Origin of the sequence: Pimelobacter simplex (genome assembly GCF_024662235.1) — a bacterium.
Lineage (GTDB): Bacteria > Actinomycetota > Actinomycetes > Propionibacteriales > Nocardioidaceae > Nocardioides.
The window spans coordinates 32401-50753 of sequence record NZ_CP096278.1 but is presented as its reverse complement, the minus strand read 5'-3'; the positions used below and the strand labels follow the sequence as shown (position 1 = coordinate 50753).

The 18353-nt window shown below is 69.6% G+C and carries 25 protein-coding genes; 7 read left to right on the top strand and 18 right to left on the bottom strand.

Annotated elements, in window-relative coordinates; translation table 11 throughout:
- Positions 1-109: 109 nt before the first annotated feature.
- Genes M0M48_RS30770 through M0M48_RS30760 form a run of 3 tightly spaced genes read left to right on the top strand, consistent with a single transcriptional unit; the run spans position 110 to position 2441 of the window.
- Positions 110-1702, top strand: coding sequence for a hypothetical protein (locus tag M0M48_RS30770; RefSeq protein WP_215817448.1), 1593 nt, complete (start codon positions 110-112; stop codon positions 1700-1702).
- Positions 1699-2151, top strand: coding sequence for a hypothetical protein (locus M0M48_RS30765; protein WP_215817447.1), 453 nt, complete (start codon positions 1699-1701; stop codon positions 2149-2151). Before M0M48_RS30770 ends, M0M48_RS30765 begins: the two co-directional genes overlap by 4 nt.
- Positions 2148-2441, top strand: a complete 294-nt coding sequence (locus M0M48_RS30760) for a hypothetical protein (RefSeq protein WP_215817446.1) — start codon at positions 2148-2150, stop codon at positions 2439-2441. The genes M0M48_RS30765 and M0M48_RS30760 overlap by 4 nt, the downstream gene beginning before the upstream one ends.
- A 25-nt stretch (positions 2442-2466) precedes the next feature.
- On the opposite strand, the gene M0M48_RS30755 is transcribed toward M0M48_RS30760, so the two are convergent.
- Genes M0M48_RS30755 through M0M48_RS30745 form a run of 3 tightly spaced genes read right to left on the bottom strand, consistent with a single transcriptional unit; the run spans position 2467 to position 5570 of the window.
- Entirely contained in the window at positions 2467-3273 is an 807-nt protein-coding gene (locus M0M48_RS30755; protein WP_215817445.1) for a hypothetical protein, read from the bottom strand.
- Between the two features lie 39 nt (positions 3274-3312).
- Positions 3313-5148, bottom strand: a complete 1836-nt coding sequence (locus tag M0M48_RS30750; protein ID WP_215817444.1) for a relaxase/mobilization nuclease domain-containing protein — start codon at positions 5146-5148, stop codon at positions 3313-3315.
- Positions 5145-5570, bottom strand: a complete 426-nt coding sequence (locus M0M48_RS30745) for a plasmid mobilization relaxosome protein MobC (RefSeq protein ID WP_257754621.1) — start codon at positions 5568-5570, stop codon at positions 5145-5147. Before M0M48_RS30745 ends, M0M48_RS30750 begins: the two co-directional genes overlap by 4 nt.
- 205 nt (positions 5571-5775) lie before the next feature.
- Here M0M48_RS30745 and M0M48_RS30740 point away from each other — a divergent pair, with 205 nt between their 5' ends.
- Complete coding sequence (locus M0M48_RS30740; protein ID WP_215817442.1) at positions 5776-6120, top strand: hypothetical protein; 345 nt, start codon at positions 5776-5778, stop codon at positions 6118-6120.
- Between the two features lie 128 nt (positions 6121-6248).
- Here M0M48_RS30740 and M0M48_RS30735 read toward each other — a convergent pair whose 3' ends face one another.
- The 10 genes from M0M48_RS30735 to M0M48_RS30690 all read right to left on the bottom strand — a co-directional run bounded on the left by M0M48_RS30735 (position 6249) and on the right by M0M48_RS30690 (position 12375).
- Positions 6249-6653 carry a hypothetical protein gene (locus M0M48_RS30735; protein WP_215817441.1) on the bottom strand — a complete coding sequence of 135 codons (405 nt, stop codon included), beginning with the start codon at positions 6651-6653 and terminating at the stop codon, positions 6249-6251.
- Positions 6650-6907: a hypothetical protein gene (locus M0M48_RS30730; protein ID WP_215817440.1), complete on the bottom strand. Its 258-nt coding sequence runs from the start codon at positions 6905-6907 to the stop codon at positions 6650-6652. The genes M0M48_RS30735 and M0M48_RS30730 overlap by 4 nt, the downstream gene beginning before the upstream one ends.
- A 167-nt stretch (positions 6908-7074) precedes the next feature.
- Positions 7075-7758: a hypothetical protein gene (locus M0M48_RS30725; RefSeq protein ID WP_215817439.1), complete on the bottom strand. Its 684-nt coding sequence runs from the start codon at positions 7756-7758 to the stop codon at positions 7075-7077.
- Positions 7759-7820: 62 nt separating this feature from the next.
- On the bottom strand, positions 7821-8597 hold the full coding sequence (locus M0M48_RS30720) for a ParA family protein (RefSeq protein WP_215817438.1): 777 nt from the start codon (positions 8595-8597) through the stop codon (positions 7821-7823).
- Entirely contained in the window at positions 8594-9283 is a 690-nt protein-coding gene (locus M0M48_RS30715; RefSeq protein WP_215817437.1) for a hypothetical protein, read from the bottom strand. Before M0M48_RS30715 ends, M0M48_RS30720 begins: the two co-directional genes overlap by 4 nt.
- 94 nt (positions 9284-9377) lie before the next feature.
- Complete coding sequence (locus M0M48_RS30710) at positions 9378-9791, bottom strand: single-stranded DNA-binding protein (RefSeq protein WP_215817436.1); 414 nt, start codon at positions 9789-9791, stop codon at positions 9378-9380.
- 247 nt (positions 9792-10038) lie between these two features.
- Entirely contained in the window at positions 10039-10317 is a 279-nt protein-coding gene (locus M0M48_RS30705) for a hypothetical protein (protein ID WP_257754620.1), read from the bottom strand.
- 5 nt (positions 10318-10322) lie between these two features.
- Complete coding sequence (locus M0M48_RS30700; protein WP_257754619.1) at positions 10323-10565, bottom strand: hypothetical protein; 243 nt, start codon at positions 10563-10565, stop codon at positions 10323-10325.
- 235 nt (positions 10566-10800) lie between these two features.
- Entirely contained in the window at positions 10801-11043 is a 243-nt protein-coding gene (locus M0M48_RS30695; protein WP_257754618.1) for a hypothetical protein, read from the bottom strand.
- 93 nt (positions 11044-11136) lie between these two features.
- On the bottom strand, positions 11137-12375 hold the full coding sequence (locus M0M48_RS30690; RefSeq protein WP_257750629.1) for an IS256 family transposase: 1239 nt from the start codon (positions 12373-12375) through the stop codon (positions 11137-11139).
- Positions 12376-12633: 258 nt separating this feature from the next.
- Here M0M48_RS30690 and M0M48_RS30685 point away from each other — a divergent pair, with 258 nt between their 5' ends.
- Positions 12634-13878, top strand: coding sequence for an IS256 family transposase (locus tag M0M48_RS30685; RefSeq protein ID WP_257750619.1), 1245 nt, complete (start codon positions 12634-12636; stop codon positions 13876-13878).
- Positions 13879-13899: 21 nt separating this feature from the next.
- On the opposite strand, the gene M0M48_RS30680 is transcribed toward M0M48_RS30685, so the two are convergent.
- From M0M48_RS30680 to M0M48_RS30660, 5 genes are all read right to left on the bottom strand, one after another.
- Positions 13900-14040: a hypothetical protein gene (locus M0M48_RS30680; protein WP_257754617.1), complete on the bottom strand. Its 141-nt coding sequence runs from the start codon at positions 14038-14040 to the stop codon at positions 13900-13902.
- A 223-nt stretch (positions 14041-14263) separates the two neighbouring features.
- On the bottom strand, positions 14264-16075 hold the full coding sequence (locus M0M48_RS30675) for a DNA cytosine methyltransferase (protein WP_252374025.1): 1812 nt from the start codon (positions 16073-16075) through the stop codon (positions 14264-14266).
- 76 nt (positions 16076-16151) lie between these two features.
- The gene (locus M0M48_RS30670; protein ID WP_215817432.1) at positions 16152-16562 is read right to left on the bottom strand and encodes a hypothetical protein; all 411 of its coding nucleotides are present in this window, start codon (positions 16560-16562) and stop codon (positions 16152-16154) included.
- A 269-nt stretch (positions 16563-16831) separates the two neighbouring features.
- A complete protein-coding gene (locus M0M48_RS30665) occupies positions 16832-17149 on the bottom strand; it encodes a hypothetical protein (RefSeq protein ID WP_215817431.1) in 318 nt (105 codons plus the stop codon).
- Complete coding sequence (locus tag M0M48_RS30660; RefSeq protein WP_215817430.1) at positions 17146-17427, bottom strand: hypothetical protein; 282 nt, start codon at positions 17425-17427, stop codon at positions 17146-17148. The genes M0M48_RS30665 and M0M48_RS30660 overlap by 4 nt, the downstream gene beginning before the upstream one ends.
- 142 nt (positions 17428-17569) lie before the next feature.
- Here M0M48_RS30660 and M0M48_RS30655 point away from each other — a divergent pair, with 142 nt between their 5' ends.
- Together M0M48_RS30655 and M0M48_RS30650 are read left to right on the top strand one after the other, a co-directional pair.
- Complete coding sequence (locus tag M0M48_RS30655; RefSeq protein ID WP_215817429.1) at positions 17570-17860, top strand: hypothetical protein; 291 nt, start codon at positions 17570-17572, stop codon at positions 17858-17860.
- Positions 17844-18236: a hypothetical protein gene (locus M0M48_RS30650; protein ID WP_215817428.1), complete on the top strand. Its 393-nt coding sequence runs from the start codon at positions 17844-17846 to the stop codon at positions 18234-18236. The genes M0M48_RS30655 and M0M48_RS30650 overlap by 17 nt, the downstream gene beginning before the upstream one ends.
- Positions 18237-18353: the final 117 nt, after the last annotated feature.

The window sequence follows — 18353 nt, the reverse complement described above, 5'->3', positions numbered from 1 at the left end:
GGATCGAAAGAAGACAGTGAAGGCTCACGGAGCCGATAACAACCGTTATGACATTGCGTCATTAGTTAACTAGTTGACGACAGGGCAGGCTGGGCGTAGCGTCGAGTCCATGACCGATGACAGCGCATCGCCCGCAGCGGCCTCGCCTGCCGCCCAGCCGCGGGCGAACGGCCGGTGGACGTCGGAACGCGACGTCACCGTGGTCCGGATCCGGATCCCCGCCGAGCGGCCGGCTCCGGCCCCGGACCCGCTGGGACGTCAGCTGGTCGGCTACGCCGACGGGCTGAGCCCGACCGAGCTGTGGACCCGCGGCCGCGGGCTGTGGAAGGCGAAGCTGGCCACCCTCGCAGACGCGGCCCTCGCGGTCCTCGTGCACGCCGACCGCGTGGTCCAGGTCGCCACGGTCGAGGGCGTGGCGTTCGTGGACGGTCGGGTGGCGATCGAGGGCCGGCCGCTTCCCGACCACCCGCTGGCCGGTCGGCCCGACCCGATCCCGAACGCCTCCCCGCAGCCGCTCGCCTACGGCGTCGTGAACACCGTGCTGCCGGCCCCGTCGACGTGGGGCCCGGCCCGGCCCTACGAGACGGTGCTGCGGGACGCGATCGCGATCCTCACCGAGGCAGGTCGGCTGCGCCGACCGACCATGCGACCCGTCGACGCTGGCGTGCCGGCGGCCGGGCTCCTTGGAGGCGCTCGGTGGGAGGCCGACCCGGACCAGACCGAGCCGGTCGACTGGGCCGAGTTCGTGTGCCTGGCCCTGGCCTCGGCCGCAGCGAACGCCGGCGGCATCGAGGCCGCGCTCGCGGGCCGACCCGGCTCCTGGGAAGCCTCGCGGGTCCGCGACCTGCTCGAGTCCCAGATCGGCGACGAGGCCACCAACCTCATGGACTACCGCACCGAGCCGCTGCGCATCGTCGTCGACGCCGCACGGCTGCTGGACTACTTCGGCTGGGACGAGCTCTACGACGCGGCCGCCGAGGCGATCGGTCAGGACATGGACCGTGCCACCGCGCCGTACGACACCAGCGCCCTGCACTGGTGCTACCGGCATGACGGCGCCGGCAACTTCGTGCCCGAAGATCCCGAGGGCGCCGACGCTCCGCCGTTCTCCTACGACGCCTGGTACGACAGCGCGGTCGCCGGCGGGCAGCCCCCCGCGGAGGCCGAACGGCTCCTAGCCCGGATCGAGGAGCAGGTCGCGCTCGAGGCCGAGCGCGGCTACTCCATGACCGGAGCGTGGATCATCAAGTCCGGCGTCGACCCCGCGGAGGTCCGGCGCCTCGAGGCCGCGCATGCTGCCGCCGAGGCGCCATACGACGCCCTCCTGGAGCGCCTCCGCGAGCTTCGGGCTGCCGACGTGACCGAGTACCGCCAGGCCGTCACCGCGGCGGTCAGGGCCGAGGCGCAGCGGCGCTACCCCGGCGTCGAGGTCGTCCTCGTCGACACCGCGCCTCCGGATGATCCGGGCAGCGCCGAGAGTTACGCCAGCGCGATCCTCGACGGCTATGCCGCCGAGGAGTCGGTCGAGGTGGCCGTGCTTCGCGACGCGGTGCTCAACACTCCGCTGCCCGGCGTCGGGATCGCGCCGTCGAACTACCCCGTCGCGTACGAGCGCTACTACACGATCGGGTCGACCGAGGCCGCGTCCGGCCGGCTCCCGCACCTTCGCGGTGGCGGCGACACCGCCGGGGAGGACCGATGAGGGAGGAGACGTTCGATCACGTCGTGGAGGCCTGCGATTCGCGCGATGCTCGTGAGATCGGCGGCCTGCTGGACCCGGCGGCGAACTACCTGCTCCTGGACACGCGGGCTCGGTACTCGCACACACTGGACGTCGCACGCTGGACCGCCAGCGTCAACTACACGACCGTCACCGTCGCGCTGCAGTTCGAGACGCCGTACGGCCGCATGCGCCGGGAGACGGCCGGTCACCCGCTTCGCCGCCTCGCGCGCAGGCTAGCTTTCGTTCGCACCTCGCGGGTGCCGTGGTGCGATGCTGGGCGGGTGAGAATCCCGATCGACGGGGACGTCGACCCGGCGCGCACCATCGCCGAGGCCCGCACCCAGATTCTTGACGACCTTCGCGGCCGCGCCTCACAGCGTCTGGCCCACGACAGATTCAGCGCCTACGTCGAGGAGAAGCATCGGTGACCGACAGCGAGATTGACACTCGGAAGACGAGTCAGCGCCGACGAGGGCCACTTCCTGCGCTCTGGTTGTCGGTGGCCTTCATCGTGGCGGCGTTCATCGCGCTGCCGTTCTCCAGGCAGGCGTTCGCCGTGCTCGCCGTGGTGTCGCTGTACATCAACGTGGGGGCCTACCTAGCGGTTTACCGGCGCTCCTCCCCGACGTACCAGAGGCTTCACCGCCTCGAGGCGCTCGCCTTCTGTGGGATCGCGGTCGTTGGTGCGGTGGGCGTCGTCGCGATCTTCTTCATCTGACGCCCCCGGCAGCAGTCGACCGAAGCTAGACGGCCAGCACGGCCGCGGGCTTCGGGCGACCCTGTGCTGCAGCGAAGATCTCCCACGCGCGGGCCACGCCTCCGGAACCGGGGAAGAGGTCATCGAGCGTGTCACCTCGGTGCGGGTCGGCGCCGAGCAGGTCGAAGATCCAGCGGCAGTAGGTCGCGGGCTTGGCTCCGACCACGCGCGCGGGATCGCTGCGCCGCGGCTGCGCGACGTAGATCAGCGAGTCGACGACCGCGGGCGGCTGTGCGGTTGAGACGTCGTCGACCACCGCGGCGGAGCCGTCGCGGCCACCAGGTGCGTAGCCGTCGCGTAGGACCTCGGTCGAGGCGTCGTCGACGGGCGCTCGGCCGACCGGGACGTAGATGACCGGCTCCCACGCGGTGAGCGGGTAGGGCGAGCGGGCGAAGCTCGCTGCACCGCGGTGCCATGCCGCGACGCGAACGCCGGCGGGGCAGATGCGCAGGACGTCGGGCAGCGCGCGGGCGGAGGTCGAGAGTGCCCAGCCGTCGTAGCGCGCGAGCTCGTCGACGAGCTGCTCGTGGTCGACCTCGCCGGCGAAGTCGGGGTGGTCTCGGTAGTAGCGGCTGGCGAGGTCCGGGTAGGGCGGGTCGGCGTAGGCGAGCCGCCGACCTCGACCGGCAGGCGCCGCCGTAGTGGGCAGGGCCGGCCGGTCGGCGTTGACCGCGGTGGTGAAGCGGTGTCGCGCCTGGCGGCAGCGCTTCGAGCACGTCACGGTGTCGCGACGTGCGGTCAGCGCGATCGGGCCCTTGCACCAGGCGCAGCGTCGCCCCGCGATGTTGGCCATGTAGCTCTCCGCTCTCCTCGTTGCGCTCGTCCAGTGCGGCTACCCGCGGCGCGGGCTGCGTCCGGGCTTGGGACCGTCGGGCCCACGGTTGACGCGCGCCTCGCCAGCCGCGGGCGCGGGCTGCGGAGCCTGCGGCGCTGGCCCGCGGGCGTGACCGGACGCCTCCCGTGCGGCGCGCGCGGCTTCGCTCAGCTCCGGGCCCCGCTCCCCCGACACCGGCGTCGATGCTGCATCGGCGCCGGGGTCGGCAGCGCGAGTGCCTACCCACGCCTCGAGGCGTCCCATAGCCGTGACGGCGTCACGGCGCAGGGACAGCGCACCGACGAGTTCGCCGCGCGCGGCCTTCGCGTCGGCGATCGCGTTGACGGTGCGCATGAGCTGCTGGAGGACGGCCAGCCAGCCCTGGTGCCGGTCGGTGCTCGTAGCGCGAACTGCGAGCTGGATATGGCGCGCGGCCAGCTCCATGTTGGACAGCCCGGCGGGGACCTTCGGAGGGGCCTGCGACGTCGCCTGGCGGTTGTAGTTGTCTGCGAGCCACTGCCGGGTCAAGACGTCGGAGGCACGTCCTGCGTCGACGCTGAAACCGGTCTCGCGGCCGTGCTCGTCGAGACCGCGGGGCGCGGCCGTGGCCACGACGGCGACCGTGCCAGCGGTCGCCGCGGCGACGTCGTTCCAGGCGTCGACCGCGGCGGGGTCGAGGTCCGCGAGGGCGTCGTTGACGGCCGCGAGCGCGACGGCGGCCTGGTCGAGCTGCGCGGGGGCATCGGTGGTCGTGACGCGCTTCTCCCCCGGCGCCTGCTCGGCCCATAGAGCGCGCGCGTACTCCCGGGACTCATCGGTCTCGCTGCGCCACCCGGGGCGCAGCTTGGACAGCGTGAGGTCGGGCGCGAGCGTCGAGGCCGAGAACCAGGTGCCGTCCTTGAACCGGATCTTGTAGCCGGTCACGACCTGCTGGTCGGTGCCCGGCTTCCAGCGCGCCGCGGCGATCTCCATGCGCGGGTTCTTGATGACGTTGTTGATGAAGCCGGCCTCGGTCGTCGCGTCGGTCGCGGCCGCCCGCAGGATCCGCTGAAGAAGCACGCGGTCGGGGGTCGCCGGTCCGTCTCCGCGGGCCGCGCGATCGCGCGCCATGTTGTGCTCGGCCGCAGTGAAGCTGCTCGGGCTCGGCGTGTTCGCGGCGCGGCCGGATTCGTGCAGCGGGGTGAGGTACGGCAGCTTCTCGAGCACGTCGCGGCGCACCTCCTGGGAGCGTCGGCCCGAGTTGTGCAGGTCGACCCGCGACCCGTCTCGGCGGGTCACGCAGACCACGATGTGGATGTGGTCGTTCCCGGGGTGCGTCGGGTCCTTCTTGCCGTCATCCCCGAGCTGGCGCGACGAGCGCCCATGGTGCACCGCGAACCACGAGCAGTCGGGTCGCCCGTCGACACCGGTGAAACCCATCTCCTCGACGTACTTGGTCGCGACCTCGTTCCACTGCTCATCAGTCAGGCCGGGGTCGTCGGGGTGCAGCGAGAGGGACGCGTGGAAGACGTGGTCCTGCTGGGCCGCGAGGTCGAAACGGACCGAGCCGTCGGCGCGGCCATCAGCCAGGCGTTCGGTGATGTTGCTGTGCAGGCCGTCGCGGGAGATGCCGCCTGCGCCGACGCCCGCGAGCGCGAGCTCGGGGGCGTACTGGCGTCGCCAGGACGCCTCGACAACGCGGCCCAGGTGCGTCGCCTCGCGCATCGACAACGCGGCACCGGACCACTCCCCCGCGAGTTCAGGAGACCCGGCGACCATCCGTTGGTTGGTGTGCTCGTTGGCCTTGCCCGGGCCGAAGAGATACCGGGTCAGGCCGGCGGCGTCCTTGCCGGTCTTGTGACAGCGAATGATCACTGGATGCCGTGACCGGGCAGGGAGTCGAGCAGACCGTTGAGGCGCGCGATCGTGTCCTCGAACAACTGCAGGCTGCCCGCGAGCTGGGCGGGCTCGTGAGAGCCGTCAGTGTTCAGCGAGCGCGCGACCTGGTTGAGGTTGTTGGCGGCGTTGGCGAGCAGGCGGCGAACGCCGAACAGCTCGTCCTCGATGATCGAGAGCTCGACGGCAGCCTGCGCGGATCCAGCGAACGCTGCACGCTCGTAGAAGCCGGGCACGCTGAGGCCGAGGTGCGACGCGGCAGCGTTGACGCGGGCCCATTCCTCGTCGGTGTGGCGGATGACCGTGCGGTTTGGTCGCGCACCGCCCTGGTTGCGCCGGCGCCGCGTCTTCGTTCGTCCTGCGGTCTTCTCCTCGCTCTTCTCAGCCATCGTCGATGCCACCTCTCCCCGCTTTTCAAGGCCGCGCGTCAGCGGCCTTCTCCCCGGTATGGGGCCCGTAAGGGCACCATACCGTACATCTTGCTCCCGCCGGAGGCCGTCGCGCACCAGCGCGACGTTCGCGTCGCTCGCCCGCAAAGCGGGGGGAGGCAGCGAGGAGGGGGGAGACCGGTGGCAGAGGTTGGCGTGAACGCCTACGCTGCACACCATGAGTGATGAGAACCGCACCGTCCGGGAGCGTGCACAGCTCCTCCTCGAGGAGCGCATGACGGCGATCGACGGCGTCGACAAGGCAGCAGCGGCCGCCGACGCGGCACGCGTCGCACTGGAGGAGGCCGAGCAGGAGCTGATCGCGGCGCTCGACGTCGCGACCGACGCCGGCTGGACCAGCAACGAACTGCGCCAGCTCGGCATCACGATCCCCGACCAGCCCAAGCGCAGCACGCGCCGGAAGTCGACCCGCAAGAGCACCGGCGGCCAGGGGCGTGGCACGGCTCCGGGCTCTGCAGGCGCGAGCAACCAAGGTCAGGACGGCGTCAGCCTGGCCGGCTAGGGACGCAGCAACGCCCCCGGGCTACTCCCTTGAGAGGAGCCCGGGGGCGTTGCTGTTGGCCTAGAGGATGAGGGCGATCATCACCCGTGAGTCGGGGGTGACCGACGGTAGATGGAGGGTCCGACTCTTCACGCGGTGATGGCGTCGGGGACGTGACCGCTGACCCAGGCGTCGTAGAACGGTGCGGGGTCGATCGCGTCGGCGTTGACGACGTCGCCGTCCGCGAGGAACACGCGTCCTGGTCCAGCTTGATCTGGCTCGTCGACGCGGTCGACGAGCGGCCCCACCCACATCGTCCGGATCGGACCCGCCAGGCTGTCGCGGCAGTCGCAGCAGACTCGCCAGCCGACAACCTCGGAGGCCGGACGGACGGCGGTCGCGACGCGCTGGTGCGTGTCGGCGTCGATCGCGAAGGCGACCACGACGTGGTTGGCCGGCTCCCCCAGGCCGGACACGTTGGCGCCTCGCGCGCCGTCGGCGAACTCGGGCAGGACGTAGCACTCGTGGGTGCCGTCGACGGTCTCCCAGCTCATCGGCTCCCTCCGTTCTTCGAGCGGTATCGGTCAGGGTTGGTCAGGCGGTGCCGCTGTCGCAGCACGGGCTGGAGCAGGGCGAGGGTGATGACGATCGCTCCGGCCATGATGATGCGGACCGACGTCTGGTCGCTGACGATGGCGACGATGGCCAGACCGGCGACGAGGGTGAGGCGCGTGCTGATGGTCCGGTCGAGCTGCATCACGCGCTGGCGGTCGGGCTCACTGAGTCCGGGGTACTTGTCCGCGGTCACTTCTCGTCCTTCGTCGCGCTGACGTGTGTCCAGTACGGCGCTGGGTCGGTGGCGATGCTGGCGCAGCCGCAGGCGCAGGCACGGGCGATCATCGGCACGCTGTGATTGGCGCACGTGGAGGCGTCGTGGCCGGCCTGACTGCACGGATCGCAGAGCATCGATCTGCCCTACTTCCTGAGCCGCGACGGCAGCGGACCGTCGATCACCACGAGGTCTCCGGCGGTGCGGTTCCTGGTGTCGTCGATCGCGGCCATGACCGCGTCGTAGCACCACGCCGACACGGACGTCGTGCGACGCAGCTCCTCCCGGTCGGCCGTCCGACCGGCCTCGACCGCGGCGCTGATCTCGGGCCGCACATCGATCTTGCGGAGCTTGCCCTTCACGCCACGGCTCTTCTCTCGGCGGGGCTGCGCGAGCTCGGCGCGCTGACCGGGCGTCCGCTTGGCGTGCGCAAGGATCGCCCGCGAGAGCCACTCCGAGAATGCAGCGGGGCCGTCGTGCTCGTAGAAGTCCGTGGCGAACGCTCGGCGCGCCAGCTCCAGGTCGTCGACGACAGGGAAGTACAGCCCGAGCGCGACCTTGCCTTGCTCGCGCGCGATCTCCGCGGTCGTCTTACGGCGCTTGCCCTCCAGGCCACGCTGCAGTGCATCGAGCCCACCGGGGTCAGCCACCGGTGCGTTGCCGCGGGCCTCGGCAGGCTTGTCGGACTTCTTCTCGTCCGTCGCGGCCGGCGTGGGAGTAGGTGCGGTCTCCGTGGGCGTCTCGGCCGCGGACGCCGGGTCGACCGGAGGTGCCGTCGCGGGAGTGCTCGCAGGCGCCTTGTGCCCCTGCTCGAGGTTGTCGGATGCCATGCGTCGGCGGTCACGGAGGGTCCCGCGCTTCGGGTTTGCCATTGGTCGGTCTCCTTCCTTCTTCAGCGGGTGGTGACGGCGGTGAGCGAGGGGGCGAGCACGGTCGCGAGCGCGACGGCGTAGTCCTGCGCCGCGGTCGAGTTCGGGCGGTACAGCCCGACGGGCAGGCCCGAGGTGTACCCGTCCTTGACATCGGTCGTGTGCCTGATCGGCACCGTCACCCGTCCGGGGTAGTCGACCTCGAGCATCTCCAGCACGTCCTTGGTGCTGCTGGTCTGCAAGAAGGCCATCGTGGGCACGAACCAGTGCACGCGCTGACCCGGGCGTAGCCGCGCGGCGACACGCTGCTCGACGAACGGCACGAGGTCGTCGGCGACGGCCTCGAAGGCCTCCGTGGCGCACTGCACCAGCGCGACCACGACGTCGGCGGCCACCAGGGCGGCGCGGACCAGGTTGTGCAGGCTTGGCGGGGTGTCGATGACGACATCGTCGTAGGCGTCGCCCAGGCGTGCGAGCTCGTCGGCGAGCAGGTGCACGGTCTCCGGGTCCGCGTCCCAGGCTGCGAGGTCACGGGTGCCGATGACGACGTCGGCGCCAGTGACCGCCGGGGCCGGTACGGCGGCCTCTGTGAGCGTCGCGTTGCCACGCAGCACGTCGTCGGTCACGGACTCAACCAGGGTGTCCAAGGTGATCCCGAGCCGCGCGGCGAAGTTGCCCTGCGGTTCGAAGTCGATCGCGAGCACTTTCCGGCCGGCGCTGGTCAAGACGAGCACCGCCTCGGCCGCGGATGTGGTCTTGCCGACTCCACCCTTGGGGCTGACGAAGGAGTAGATGGTCATGTGCGGTCCTGCTTTCGGTTGAGGATCGTCGGTCGGGGCCAGCGCCACGGCGGTTCGCGCCGTGTCCGAGGCGGTTGGTCGTCGATGGGGTTGCCGTCTTCACTGCAGGGCCGGCCTGGCGCGTAGACCTGCCAGCCCTCGCCGTCGTCGCTCACCTCAGCTTCGACGACCTCTACAGGCTCCGCGTCAGGGCTTCGCCGAGCGCCGTGCGTCTCCGCCGGCCCGCCGTCGCGGGTCGCGTGCCGGTCTTGACGGTCGCCGATCACGAGCGTGAATCGGGCCGGCTTCCGCGGCGGATCGATCGGGATCGCGCGGAACATGACGCCCCGGCGCGCAGGGAGCAAGTGCAGGCTGTAGCCGCGCTCAGCGATCGCGGCGGTCGTGCCACACATCTTCAGCTCGATCGCCAGCAACTCTGGCGTATTGCCGAGCCGCAGACCCATGACCATCTCCCCTCCCCCGGCGTCCACCAGACGGTGCACGGCAGAGGAGTAGTGCTCCATCTCCTGCTTGTATCGCTCGAGGTCCAGCTTCAACGCGCCTTCACGAGTGAAGGCTCCCGTCGTGACGTAACGGAACCCGAGCATGGCCACGAGGCAGATCGCGAACAGGACGGCCCCGATGGACCCCACCGCCACGAACTGCTCGAGGGCCTCCACGAGGCCCGGGGGCGGGCTGTCGCTCATGAGTCCTACTCCTTTCAGCGCACATCACTGAGCACCGAGGAGAGGGAGGGGCGCCAGCGCCATGCCCTGCGCCCCTCCCCCGATCCCATCGGTGTCAGTTGGACGGCGCAGCCCACGGGTCGGTCGCGGGGGTCTCGCCCTGGCCGTTCTTCGTGGCGGAGCCGGCGCCGAACTTGGTGCTGAGCCCGACCTCGCCGAACCGGTCGCTGACGAGCACGTAGGTGAAGAACTTCTCCTCGCCGTCCTTGGAGTAGGTCCGCGTCTCCTCGGCGCCGTGCACCAGGACCCGGGTGCCCTTCGTGACCGCGTCGGCCAGGTGCTCGGCCTGGCGGCCCATGACCTTGACGTTCTTGAACGTGGCAGGGGCGTCGACCCACTGGTCGTTGGCGTCCTTCGTGCGGCGGTTGATCGCCACGCGGAACTCCGCGACCGGCGTCCCCTTCTTCGAGGTGAAGGTCAGCTTGGGCTCGTCGGTCAGGTTGCCGGCGAAGGTGGTGATGTTGTCCATGATCTTGCTCCTTAGGGTGTGTGCTTTGTGATGTGTCTAGTTTAGCGCATCTAGCGTGAGAGTCAACGGGTTTCGCTGCGATTCTTGGATCTTTCCTGAGGCAAATTCGACCCGGCAGCAAGGCGGCCCGTCTCCCCTCTCCTCGGTGCCGGGCTTTAGGCGTTGACGCACCAAGAGGTCGGGCGGGAGCCGGGGTTCGCTACCCCTCTCCCGCCCGACCTCGGTCGGCTGCGGTTGCGCTTCGGGCTCAGGTCGTGAGCGTGTTGAACTGGTCCGATTCGTACGAGTGCGAGCAGTGACCGCACCACAGCCACTGCTCGCCGGAGTCGTCCATGTCGCGCTCCCAGCGCATCGGCATGCCGCACGTGGGGCAGGCCGGCCTCCAGCCGGCAGCTGCGAGCTGGTTCGCCAGGGGCGCGACGGCGTCCCAGTCGCTGGTGTCGATCGCCTCTGCGATCCGGGCGAGCAGGCCCGCGATCGCGTCTCGGACCTGGTCGCGGGCCTGCTCGTTCGCGGAGTCAGTCATGGCGATCAGACGATCTCGTGCGTGAGCCAGTCGTAGACCTCGTGCACCCCGCAGAAGGCTGCGGCCTGGTGCGCGCGGTGCTTCGACGCGAACAGGCTCGCGTGGGTCGCGCCGGGCGTGTCGACACAGTAGACGGGCTTGCCCTTCTCGATGAGGGCCTCGGCCTGCATGACGGTCAGTTCGTGGAGCCGGGGGTACTCCTTCGCGGCCTGGGGTGCGGCCTCCGCCTGTGCGGTCTTCGTCATCATGGCGTTTTCTCCTTGAGGTGTGCGCTTTGTGATATGTCTAGTTTAGCGCATATAGCGCACAGGTCAAAGTCCCTGAGCGGTTTGCTGGCAAGATCCTCCGATCCCTTGCCCCACGTGTCGCGCTCGGCCGCCACGGATCCGTCACCCCTGCACAGCACGGCGTCTCCCCTCTCCTCGGTGCCCACAGCTGGAGCATCGAGGAGAGGGGAGACGGTCGGGCCCCCACTCCCCCGGGTCAGTCGCCTCCCGCGGCTGCGTCATCTGTGCCGCCCGCGCTGTCCGTGTCGGCGCCGAGCTCCCAGCACCAGGCGCGCGAGCCGAGGTGATAGAGGCCGTCCTCGTCGGGCCCGTACTCCTCGACCGGCGCGTCCGCGAGCCACACCCGCAGGAGGCCGGCGCTCGTGACCTCGTACCGGAAGATCTCCGGGGTCAAGGCGATCGCCGCGTCGAGCACCTTGGTTGCGGAAGCCAGCGGCATTCGGACGATCAGCCATCCGTTCCAGTCGCTGTTCGCGGCGTACTGGCCGACAGAGCCCCGCGGGGTGGTGGGCTTTGAGGTGACCCTCGGTGCCTACGCGTCGCCGTTGTCGATGGCGGCGACGGGGTGAGTATTGCTGGTCTCGTAGAGCTTGGCCATGGAGCCTTCTGAGAGGTAGCGGCGCTCGCCGGCGATCCATTCGTCGTGCATGTCGATCAGCACGGCTCCGACGAGTCGGATGACGGCGGCGGCGTTGGGGAAGATGCCTACGACCCGGGCCCGGCGCTTGATTTCCTTATTCACGCGCTCCAACGGGTTGGTCGACCAGACCTTGCGCCAGTGCTCGCGCGGGAACGCGGTGAAGGCCAGGACCTCGGCCTTGGCGGCGTCCATCAACGGACCGAGCTTGGGGAACCGGGCGGCGAGCTCCTCGCGGGTCTTGTCCCACGCCGCGTGGACGTCCTCGGGCGTGGGCTGGGCGAAGATCATCCGGAACGCGGTCGCCACGAGCTCGGCCTGCCCCTTGGGCACGTGAGCGAGCAGGTTGCGCGCGAAGTGGACCCGGCACCGCTGGTGCGCGACACCCTGGAACGCCCGGCCCAGCGCCTTGACCAGTCCGGAGTGCTGGTCTGAGATGACCAGCTGCACGCCGGCCAGGCCGCGCTGCTTGAGGCTGAGCAAGAAGGCGCGCCAGAAGACCTCGTCCTCGCTGTCGCCGACATCTAGGCCGAGGATCTCCCGCTCCCCGGTCGCGCTCACGCCGGTCGCGACGACCACCGCCATCGACACCACCTGACCGCCCTTGCCCGGGGCGTTACGGACGTGGAGGTAGGTCGCGTCGAGGTAGATGTAGGGGAACTCGACATGATCCAGACTGCGGGTGCGGAACGCGCCGACCTGCTCATCGAGGTTGGCGCAGATCCGGGAGACCTCGGACTTGGAGACACCGCTGCCGCCCATCGCCTCGACCAGGTCGTCGACCGAGCGGGTGGAGATGCCGTGGACGTAGGCTTCCATGACTACCGCGTACAGCGCCTGGTCGATACGGCGCCGCGGCTCGAGGATGATCGGGAAGAACGAGCCCTTGCGCAGCTTGGGGATGCGCAACTCGACATCGCCGGCCTTGGTGGTCAGCATCCGCGGACGGTGGCCGTTCCGCTCGGCTGTGCGGTCCTCGGTGCGCTCATAGGGCGCCGCGCCGATCTGCTGGGTGGCTTCGAGCTCGATCAGCTCTTGGAGCGCGAGCCGGACCGAATCACGGATGAGATCGACGCCATCACCGGCACGGAACGCCTCGAGGATCTCGGACAGGGCAGACTGGGGCAAGGCCATCGGTGGACCTCTTTCTTCAGTGGGTGCTTGGCCGTACACACCGAAGATCCCGCCGATGGCCGTCTACGTGCTGACGCCCCGCCGCTGCTCCCTCAAACCCCACCACTCCCGGGGACTCTTACTACTGGCCCTCAAAGTGGAGTCCAGCAGAGTGGTGTACGACGGACCTGAGTGAGCGCGTGCCTCCAACGTAGGCGCGGCCACCGGGTGGATCCTTCGAGTGATCTGCGAAAACCGACTCGAAGAAGGACCACGACGATGACCGCTGGACCCAGTATCGACCCTGCACAGTTCCTGAACGAGCAGCTGTCCCAGGCCAGTCCTGATCTGATGCGGGACCTGCTCACCACGTTCGTCAATGCGCTGCTCTCGGCGCAGGCCGACGCGGTGTGCGGCGCCGGCTACGGCGAACGCAGCATGGAGCGCGTCAACTCCCGCAACGGCTACCGGCACCGCGACCTCGACACCCGCGTCGGCACTCTGGACGTCGCGGTTCCCAAGCTGCGCACCGGTTCGCTGTACCCCGAGTGGCTGCTGGAGCGCCGCAAGCGAGCAGAGCGGGCACTGACCAGTGTGGTCGCGACCTGTTACCTGCTCGGCGTCTCGACGCGGCGGATGGACAAGCTGGTGCAGACCCTCGGCATCACCGGCCTGTCCAAGAGCCAGGTCTCGGTGATGGCCAAGGAACTCGACGAGCACGTCGAGCAGTTCCGCACCCGACGGCTGGAGGAGGCCGGGCCGTTCACCTTCGTGGCCGCCGACGCGTTGGTGCTCAAGGTCCGCGAAGGTGGCCGGGTGGTGCCGGTCCACGTGCTGGTCGCCACCGGCGTCAACGCCGACGGGCACCGCGAGATCCTCGGCGTGCAGGTCACCAGCAGCGAGGACGGCGCCGGGTGGCTGGCCTTCTGGAGGGATCTGACCGCCCGCGGCCTGGCCGGGGTCAAGCTCGTCACCAGCGACGCCCACGCCGGGCTGGTGGCCGCGATCGGCGCCACGTTGCCCGGCGCCTCGTGGCAGCGCTGCCGAACCCACTACGCGGCGAACCTGATGTCGGCGACGCCGAAGTCCTCGTGGGGCTGGGTCAAGGCGCTGCTGCACTCGATCTACGACCAGCCCGACGCCGACGCTGTCCACGCCCAGTTCGACCGGGTCGTCGACGCCCTGGCCGAGAAGCTCCCCAAGGTGGCCGAGCATCTGGAGGACGCTCGTGCCGACATCCTCGCCTTCACCGCGTTCCCGAAGGAGATCTGGCGCCAGATCTGGTCCAACAACCCCAACGAGCGCCTCAACCGCGAGATCCGCAGGCGAACCGACGTGGTCGGGATCTTTCCCGACCGGGCCAGCATCATCCGGCTCGTCGGCGCCGTCCTGGCCGAGCAGCACGACGAGTGGGCCGAAGGCCGCCGCTACCTCGGACTCGACGTCCTCGCCCGCGCCCAGGCCGTCGACACCTGCGTCGTCGAGGAGGTGACCGAACCCGAACTCCAGGCCCTCACAGCCTGACCGACACGCCCAACCGAGGGATCAACCTCGTACACCACCCCAGCGGACTTGACCGCCCTCAACGACGGTTGCGCCCTCGTCGACCGTGATCCGGCCCTTGGTCCAGCCGAGGGCCTTCACTGCGCGCGCGTAGCGGTCGTCGCCTGCGGTGTTCGTGTCCATGGTTCCTGCTCCTTCGTAGGTGCGTGCTTTGTGATTTATCTAATTTAGCGCACATAGCGCGCGTTTGGCAATGCTCCTGGGGCGCTCGGTCGGGTGGCCGGTGAGGTCGGCGAGCCGTGGGGGCTAGGATTTGAGGTGCAGTCGCTCCAGATGAGCGTGCTGTGCTTTGTGATAGGAACGGGCGCCGCTCTTGAGCGGCGCCCGTTCCGCCTTCTGCGGGTCGCTAGGCGGCGTACGCCAGGGGCTCGATGACGGCGGCGATGATGTCGCGCGCGGCCGGCGGGGTGACCGCGTTCCCCGCGAGCTTGACCCGCTGGCGGCGGGTCCCCTCCCACATGTAGTCCGAGGGGAAGGCCATGCCTGCGGCGACCTCGTGGGGCTCGAGCATCCGGAACAGGCAGTCGTCGACCTGGGCCTGGGCGGCTTCGAGTTCGCCGGGCGTGATGATCGACTGCTGCGCGGTCGTGGTGAGAGTGCGCAGCGCCTCCCAGATCGGCGTGGTCATCTCGGCCCCGGGCCGGTCCTTGGTGCCGTTGTGACGGGTGACCAGGGCGTAGCGGTCGACCGTGGTGAGGGTGCCGACCGGGTCGGTGACCGGCTGGGAGGTGGTCGCGGTGCCGTAGTACGGCGTGAGCAGGGCGTCGTTGTTGCCCTCCGCGGTGATGGTCCGCAGCTCGCGGTCGACCGGGCGCGCGGAGTTCGCGATCGCGTGCTCGTGGCCGCCCATGAGGGACACGTGCAGCGGCGGCTGGACCAGCGCCATGTGCTCGCGCGTGGTCATGGTCCGGTGCGGGTCGGTGGCCGGTCGGGCCTCGTTGTTCCAGGTCCCGCCGGACGGGGTGAGGAGGGCAGTCTCTGACCGGGTGGTCTGGGTCCGGCCGGGCAGGTCGACCGGGCGGGCGTCCTTGCCGTCGCGGCCTTCGACCGGCACCGCGAGCGCGCGGGTCTGGGTGGCTGTGAGGGCTCGGAGCGGCTCGTCGACGGTCCAGGAGCGGTAGTAGCCGTTGGGGTCGCCGTACGCGCGGTGCTTGGGGTCAGCCGCGTCGTAGGTGTTCCCGGCCGCCTCGAGGTGGACAGGCGCCCAGTAGCGGGCGATGCCCGCGGCGATGCGTGCGCGGGTCTTGACCGCGAGCGGCTTCTTGCGGGCGCCGATCGGGGTTCCGGGGATCGACCAGTCGATCGCGGCGGCCGCGGGGAGCCAGCCGGGCTCGACGATGGTGCCGCACCCGTTCGCACCGCCGTGCACGTAGACGTACTGCTGGCGGTAGCGGCCGACGGTCTTGCCGTTCTTCCACGCCTGCTGGGACTCGATGACCTGGTCGCAGTTCGGGCAGTAGGCCCGAGGGCGGAGCACCTTGTCGAGGTTGGGCGCCTTGTCGCCTCGGCGCCAGCACACGACGTAGATGCGGTCGCGGGACTGCGGGGCCGGTGCTCCGTGCACCTGGGCGTGCATGCTGTTGAGCGAGACGACGCGGAAGTCGTAGCCGAGGTTGGCAAGGGACTTGCACCACAGGCGCCAGGCGGTCGCGTACTTGGCCTGGGTGGCGATGTCGACGACGTTCTCGATGACCATGGCGCGGTAGCGGTGGTGCTCGGCGAAGCGTAGGACGTCGAACATCAGGAGGCGGCTGCGCCGGATCGCGTCGAGCTCGGGGTCCTCGGGCTCTTCCTCGACCAGGTCGGGGTCGAGGAGGTCGAGCAGGTCCATCTCGCCGTCGAGCGGGACCTTGTCGTAGCGGCCGCCGGAGGCCTGCGACCACTTGGTGCACTCCGGGGAGGCCCACAAGACGTCGGTCTGGGGGAAGAAGCGGGGGTTCTCCTCGTGCAGGTCGACCGCTGCGTGGTCGGCCTCGGGGTGGTTGGCGTTGTGGACCTTGATCGCCAGGTCCCAGTGGTTGGCGGCCATGACCACGACGACGCCGGGGATCTGGCCCATGCCGGTTGAGGAGCCGCCACCACCGCAGAACATGTCGGTGACGGTCACTCCCCCACTGCTGGGCGCGACCAGGTTGTTGGTGGGCTTGGGCATCAGCATGCGACGGCCCTCCGCTCAGTGCGGGCGCGGCGGCGCCCGCCGCCCAGGTGGTCCTGGGCGGCGAACGTCACGGTCATCAGGGACGCCGGTCCGTGGCCCGGAGCATGTAGACGCCGGTGTCGATGTAGTGCTGCGAGGAGGCGGAGGTCTCGGTGTCGAACTCGACGCAGGCCGGGATCGCCTCAGGGTGGGCGTTGCCCTCGTTGGCGAGGATGAAGGTCCCCGCCCACTCCCGGCAGACCTGGACGAACCACAGCAGAGCGGCGTCCAGGTTGCTCGGGACCTTTCCGGTCGCCTTCAGGTCGTCGACGAGGATCAGGTGCTCGACCGGCTCGCCGTAGCCGCCGAGGGAGATCTCGATCGGGTCGTGGAGGTTGCCCGACCAGGCGCACGCCATGTCGCCGTCGGCGATGTAGTACTCCAGGCCGGGAGTTCCGTCGCAGTGCCGGCTGTCGTAGCCGAGGATCTTGCTGGGAGTGGTTGCCATGGTCTTGCCCCTTTGCGGTCTGTGCTTTGTGATGTATCTAGTTTAGCGTGACTAGCGTGAGGGTGCAATAGGGATCAGCAACTTTATTTTATGTAATTTAGCGCGACTAGTTCGGACGGGGAGGCTTGTTCGCGCGGGCGCCGCCCGTCTCCCCTCTCCTCGATGCCGGGTTTGTCTGGCATAGCGGCCTGAGCGGGACTAGCGCGGGGCGGCCCGCGGGCCCGGGCGCGACGGCGGGTCATTGGGGGCCGCGCGCCCGGGCCTGTGGTTCAGAAGAGGGTCAGGTCTCCCCCGCCCCTGGCGGTGATGTAGACGTCGCCGCGCCCGTCGTCCTCCCAGCCGTACATTCGGAAGGTCTCGACCTCCCACGGCAGCGGCTCATCGGTCATGGCCTCAGCGAGGGCCCGCTCGGCTTCCTCGAGGTGGGCGTTGCAGACGAACGCGTGCAGGCCCTTGAACCGGTCTCCGTCGAGGAGCACAGTGACCAGGTGCCAGCCGGTCCTCGGGCGCAGCGGGTTGCCGTCGCAACCGGCGGCGCGGCAGAGCAGGCCGCCGCGTCCGCCGGTGCGGCTGACGTCGATCGTCACAGCCACTCGAAGCTCTGGCCGATCAGCGCCTCGTCGCTGGCCTCCACGATGGTCAGGAAGTAGCACCAGTCCCCCGTGGTCTGACCGGTTCCCGTCAAGGCGAACAGGTGGTCGTCGAACCAGTTCTGGCGGTCCCCCGCGCTCGCTCCGCGAGGCAGGGCGGGCACCGTCGCGGTCTCGTAGGCGAGAACCTCCTCGCCCTGGGCGCTGTAGTTCTCGATCCTGACCTTGAGGGTCACGGTGGCCTCGGTCGTCTCGGCGGTCTGCGTGGTGGTCATGCTTCCTCCTGATGGTGTGATGTTTCTGTGCTTTGTGATATGTCTAGTTTAGCGTGACTAGCGCGTTGGGTCTAGAGTTCACGCCCGGAAATGTTCGACCTTTTGTATCCCGAAACCTGAGGTTTTGTGATACGATTGCGTCATGGCGATCAGGTGGACAGACAGTGCTGACAAGCACGGCGTCCCCCGTGACGAGGCGTTGTACGCGGTGATGAATCACCACTACCTCGTCCCTGAGTTCGATGAGCCACGGGTGGGGGAGCGGCGGCCCGATCTGTACATCGGTCCGGCGAGCCTCGGTGGGCCGATGTTGGAGGTCATGCTCACCCGTACCCCACCGCGGGACCTGGAGATCTTTCACGTCATGCCGCTGCGGGAGAAGACCCTGAAGCGGGCCGAGGAAGCCGTAAGGAGTGATGACGACGATGACTAACAAGAGGCAGATGCGCGCTGAGGCTGAGCGCCTGGATCGCGAGCGCTCTGCGCTGGCCGCGAAGGTCGGCGCTGACGACTACGAGCTTCCCGCCGATGTGGTGGTGCACGAGGGGACGGCGCAGACCCGCGCCGCCGCGCGCGCGATGCTGCTCGAGGCGGCCGGGACCGACGAGGAGCGCGACCTGATCCGTAGCGTCGGCGGCCGTCCGGCGCTCGATCCTGAGGGAAAGGCGTCGGTGTCGTGGCGGCTGCGGGTTCCGCCGATGCTCGATGAGCGGTTCCTCGCCCTGGTCGAGGAGGAGGGTCGTCCCTTCTCCGCCGTGCTCCGCTCGGCGGCCGAGGAGTACATCGCTACGCACTCCAAGACGCGCTGACCGCCGTCGGTCGGGTGGCGCGCTCAGCACCGCCCGGCCTCGGCCGGCTCCCCTCTCCTCGGCGCCTTCTTCGCATCAGCCCGCTAGTAGCGCATGGTCAGACCGTTGCGCTATTCC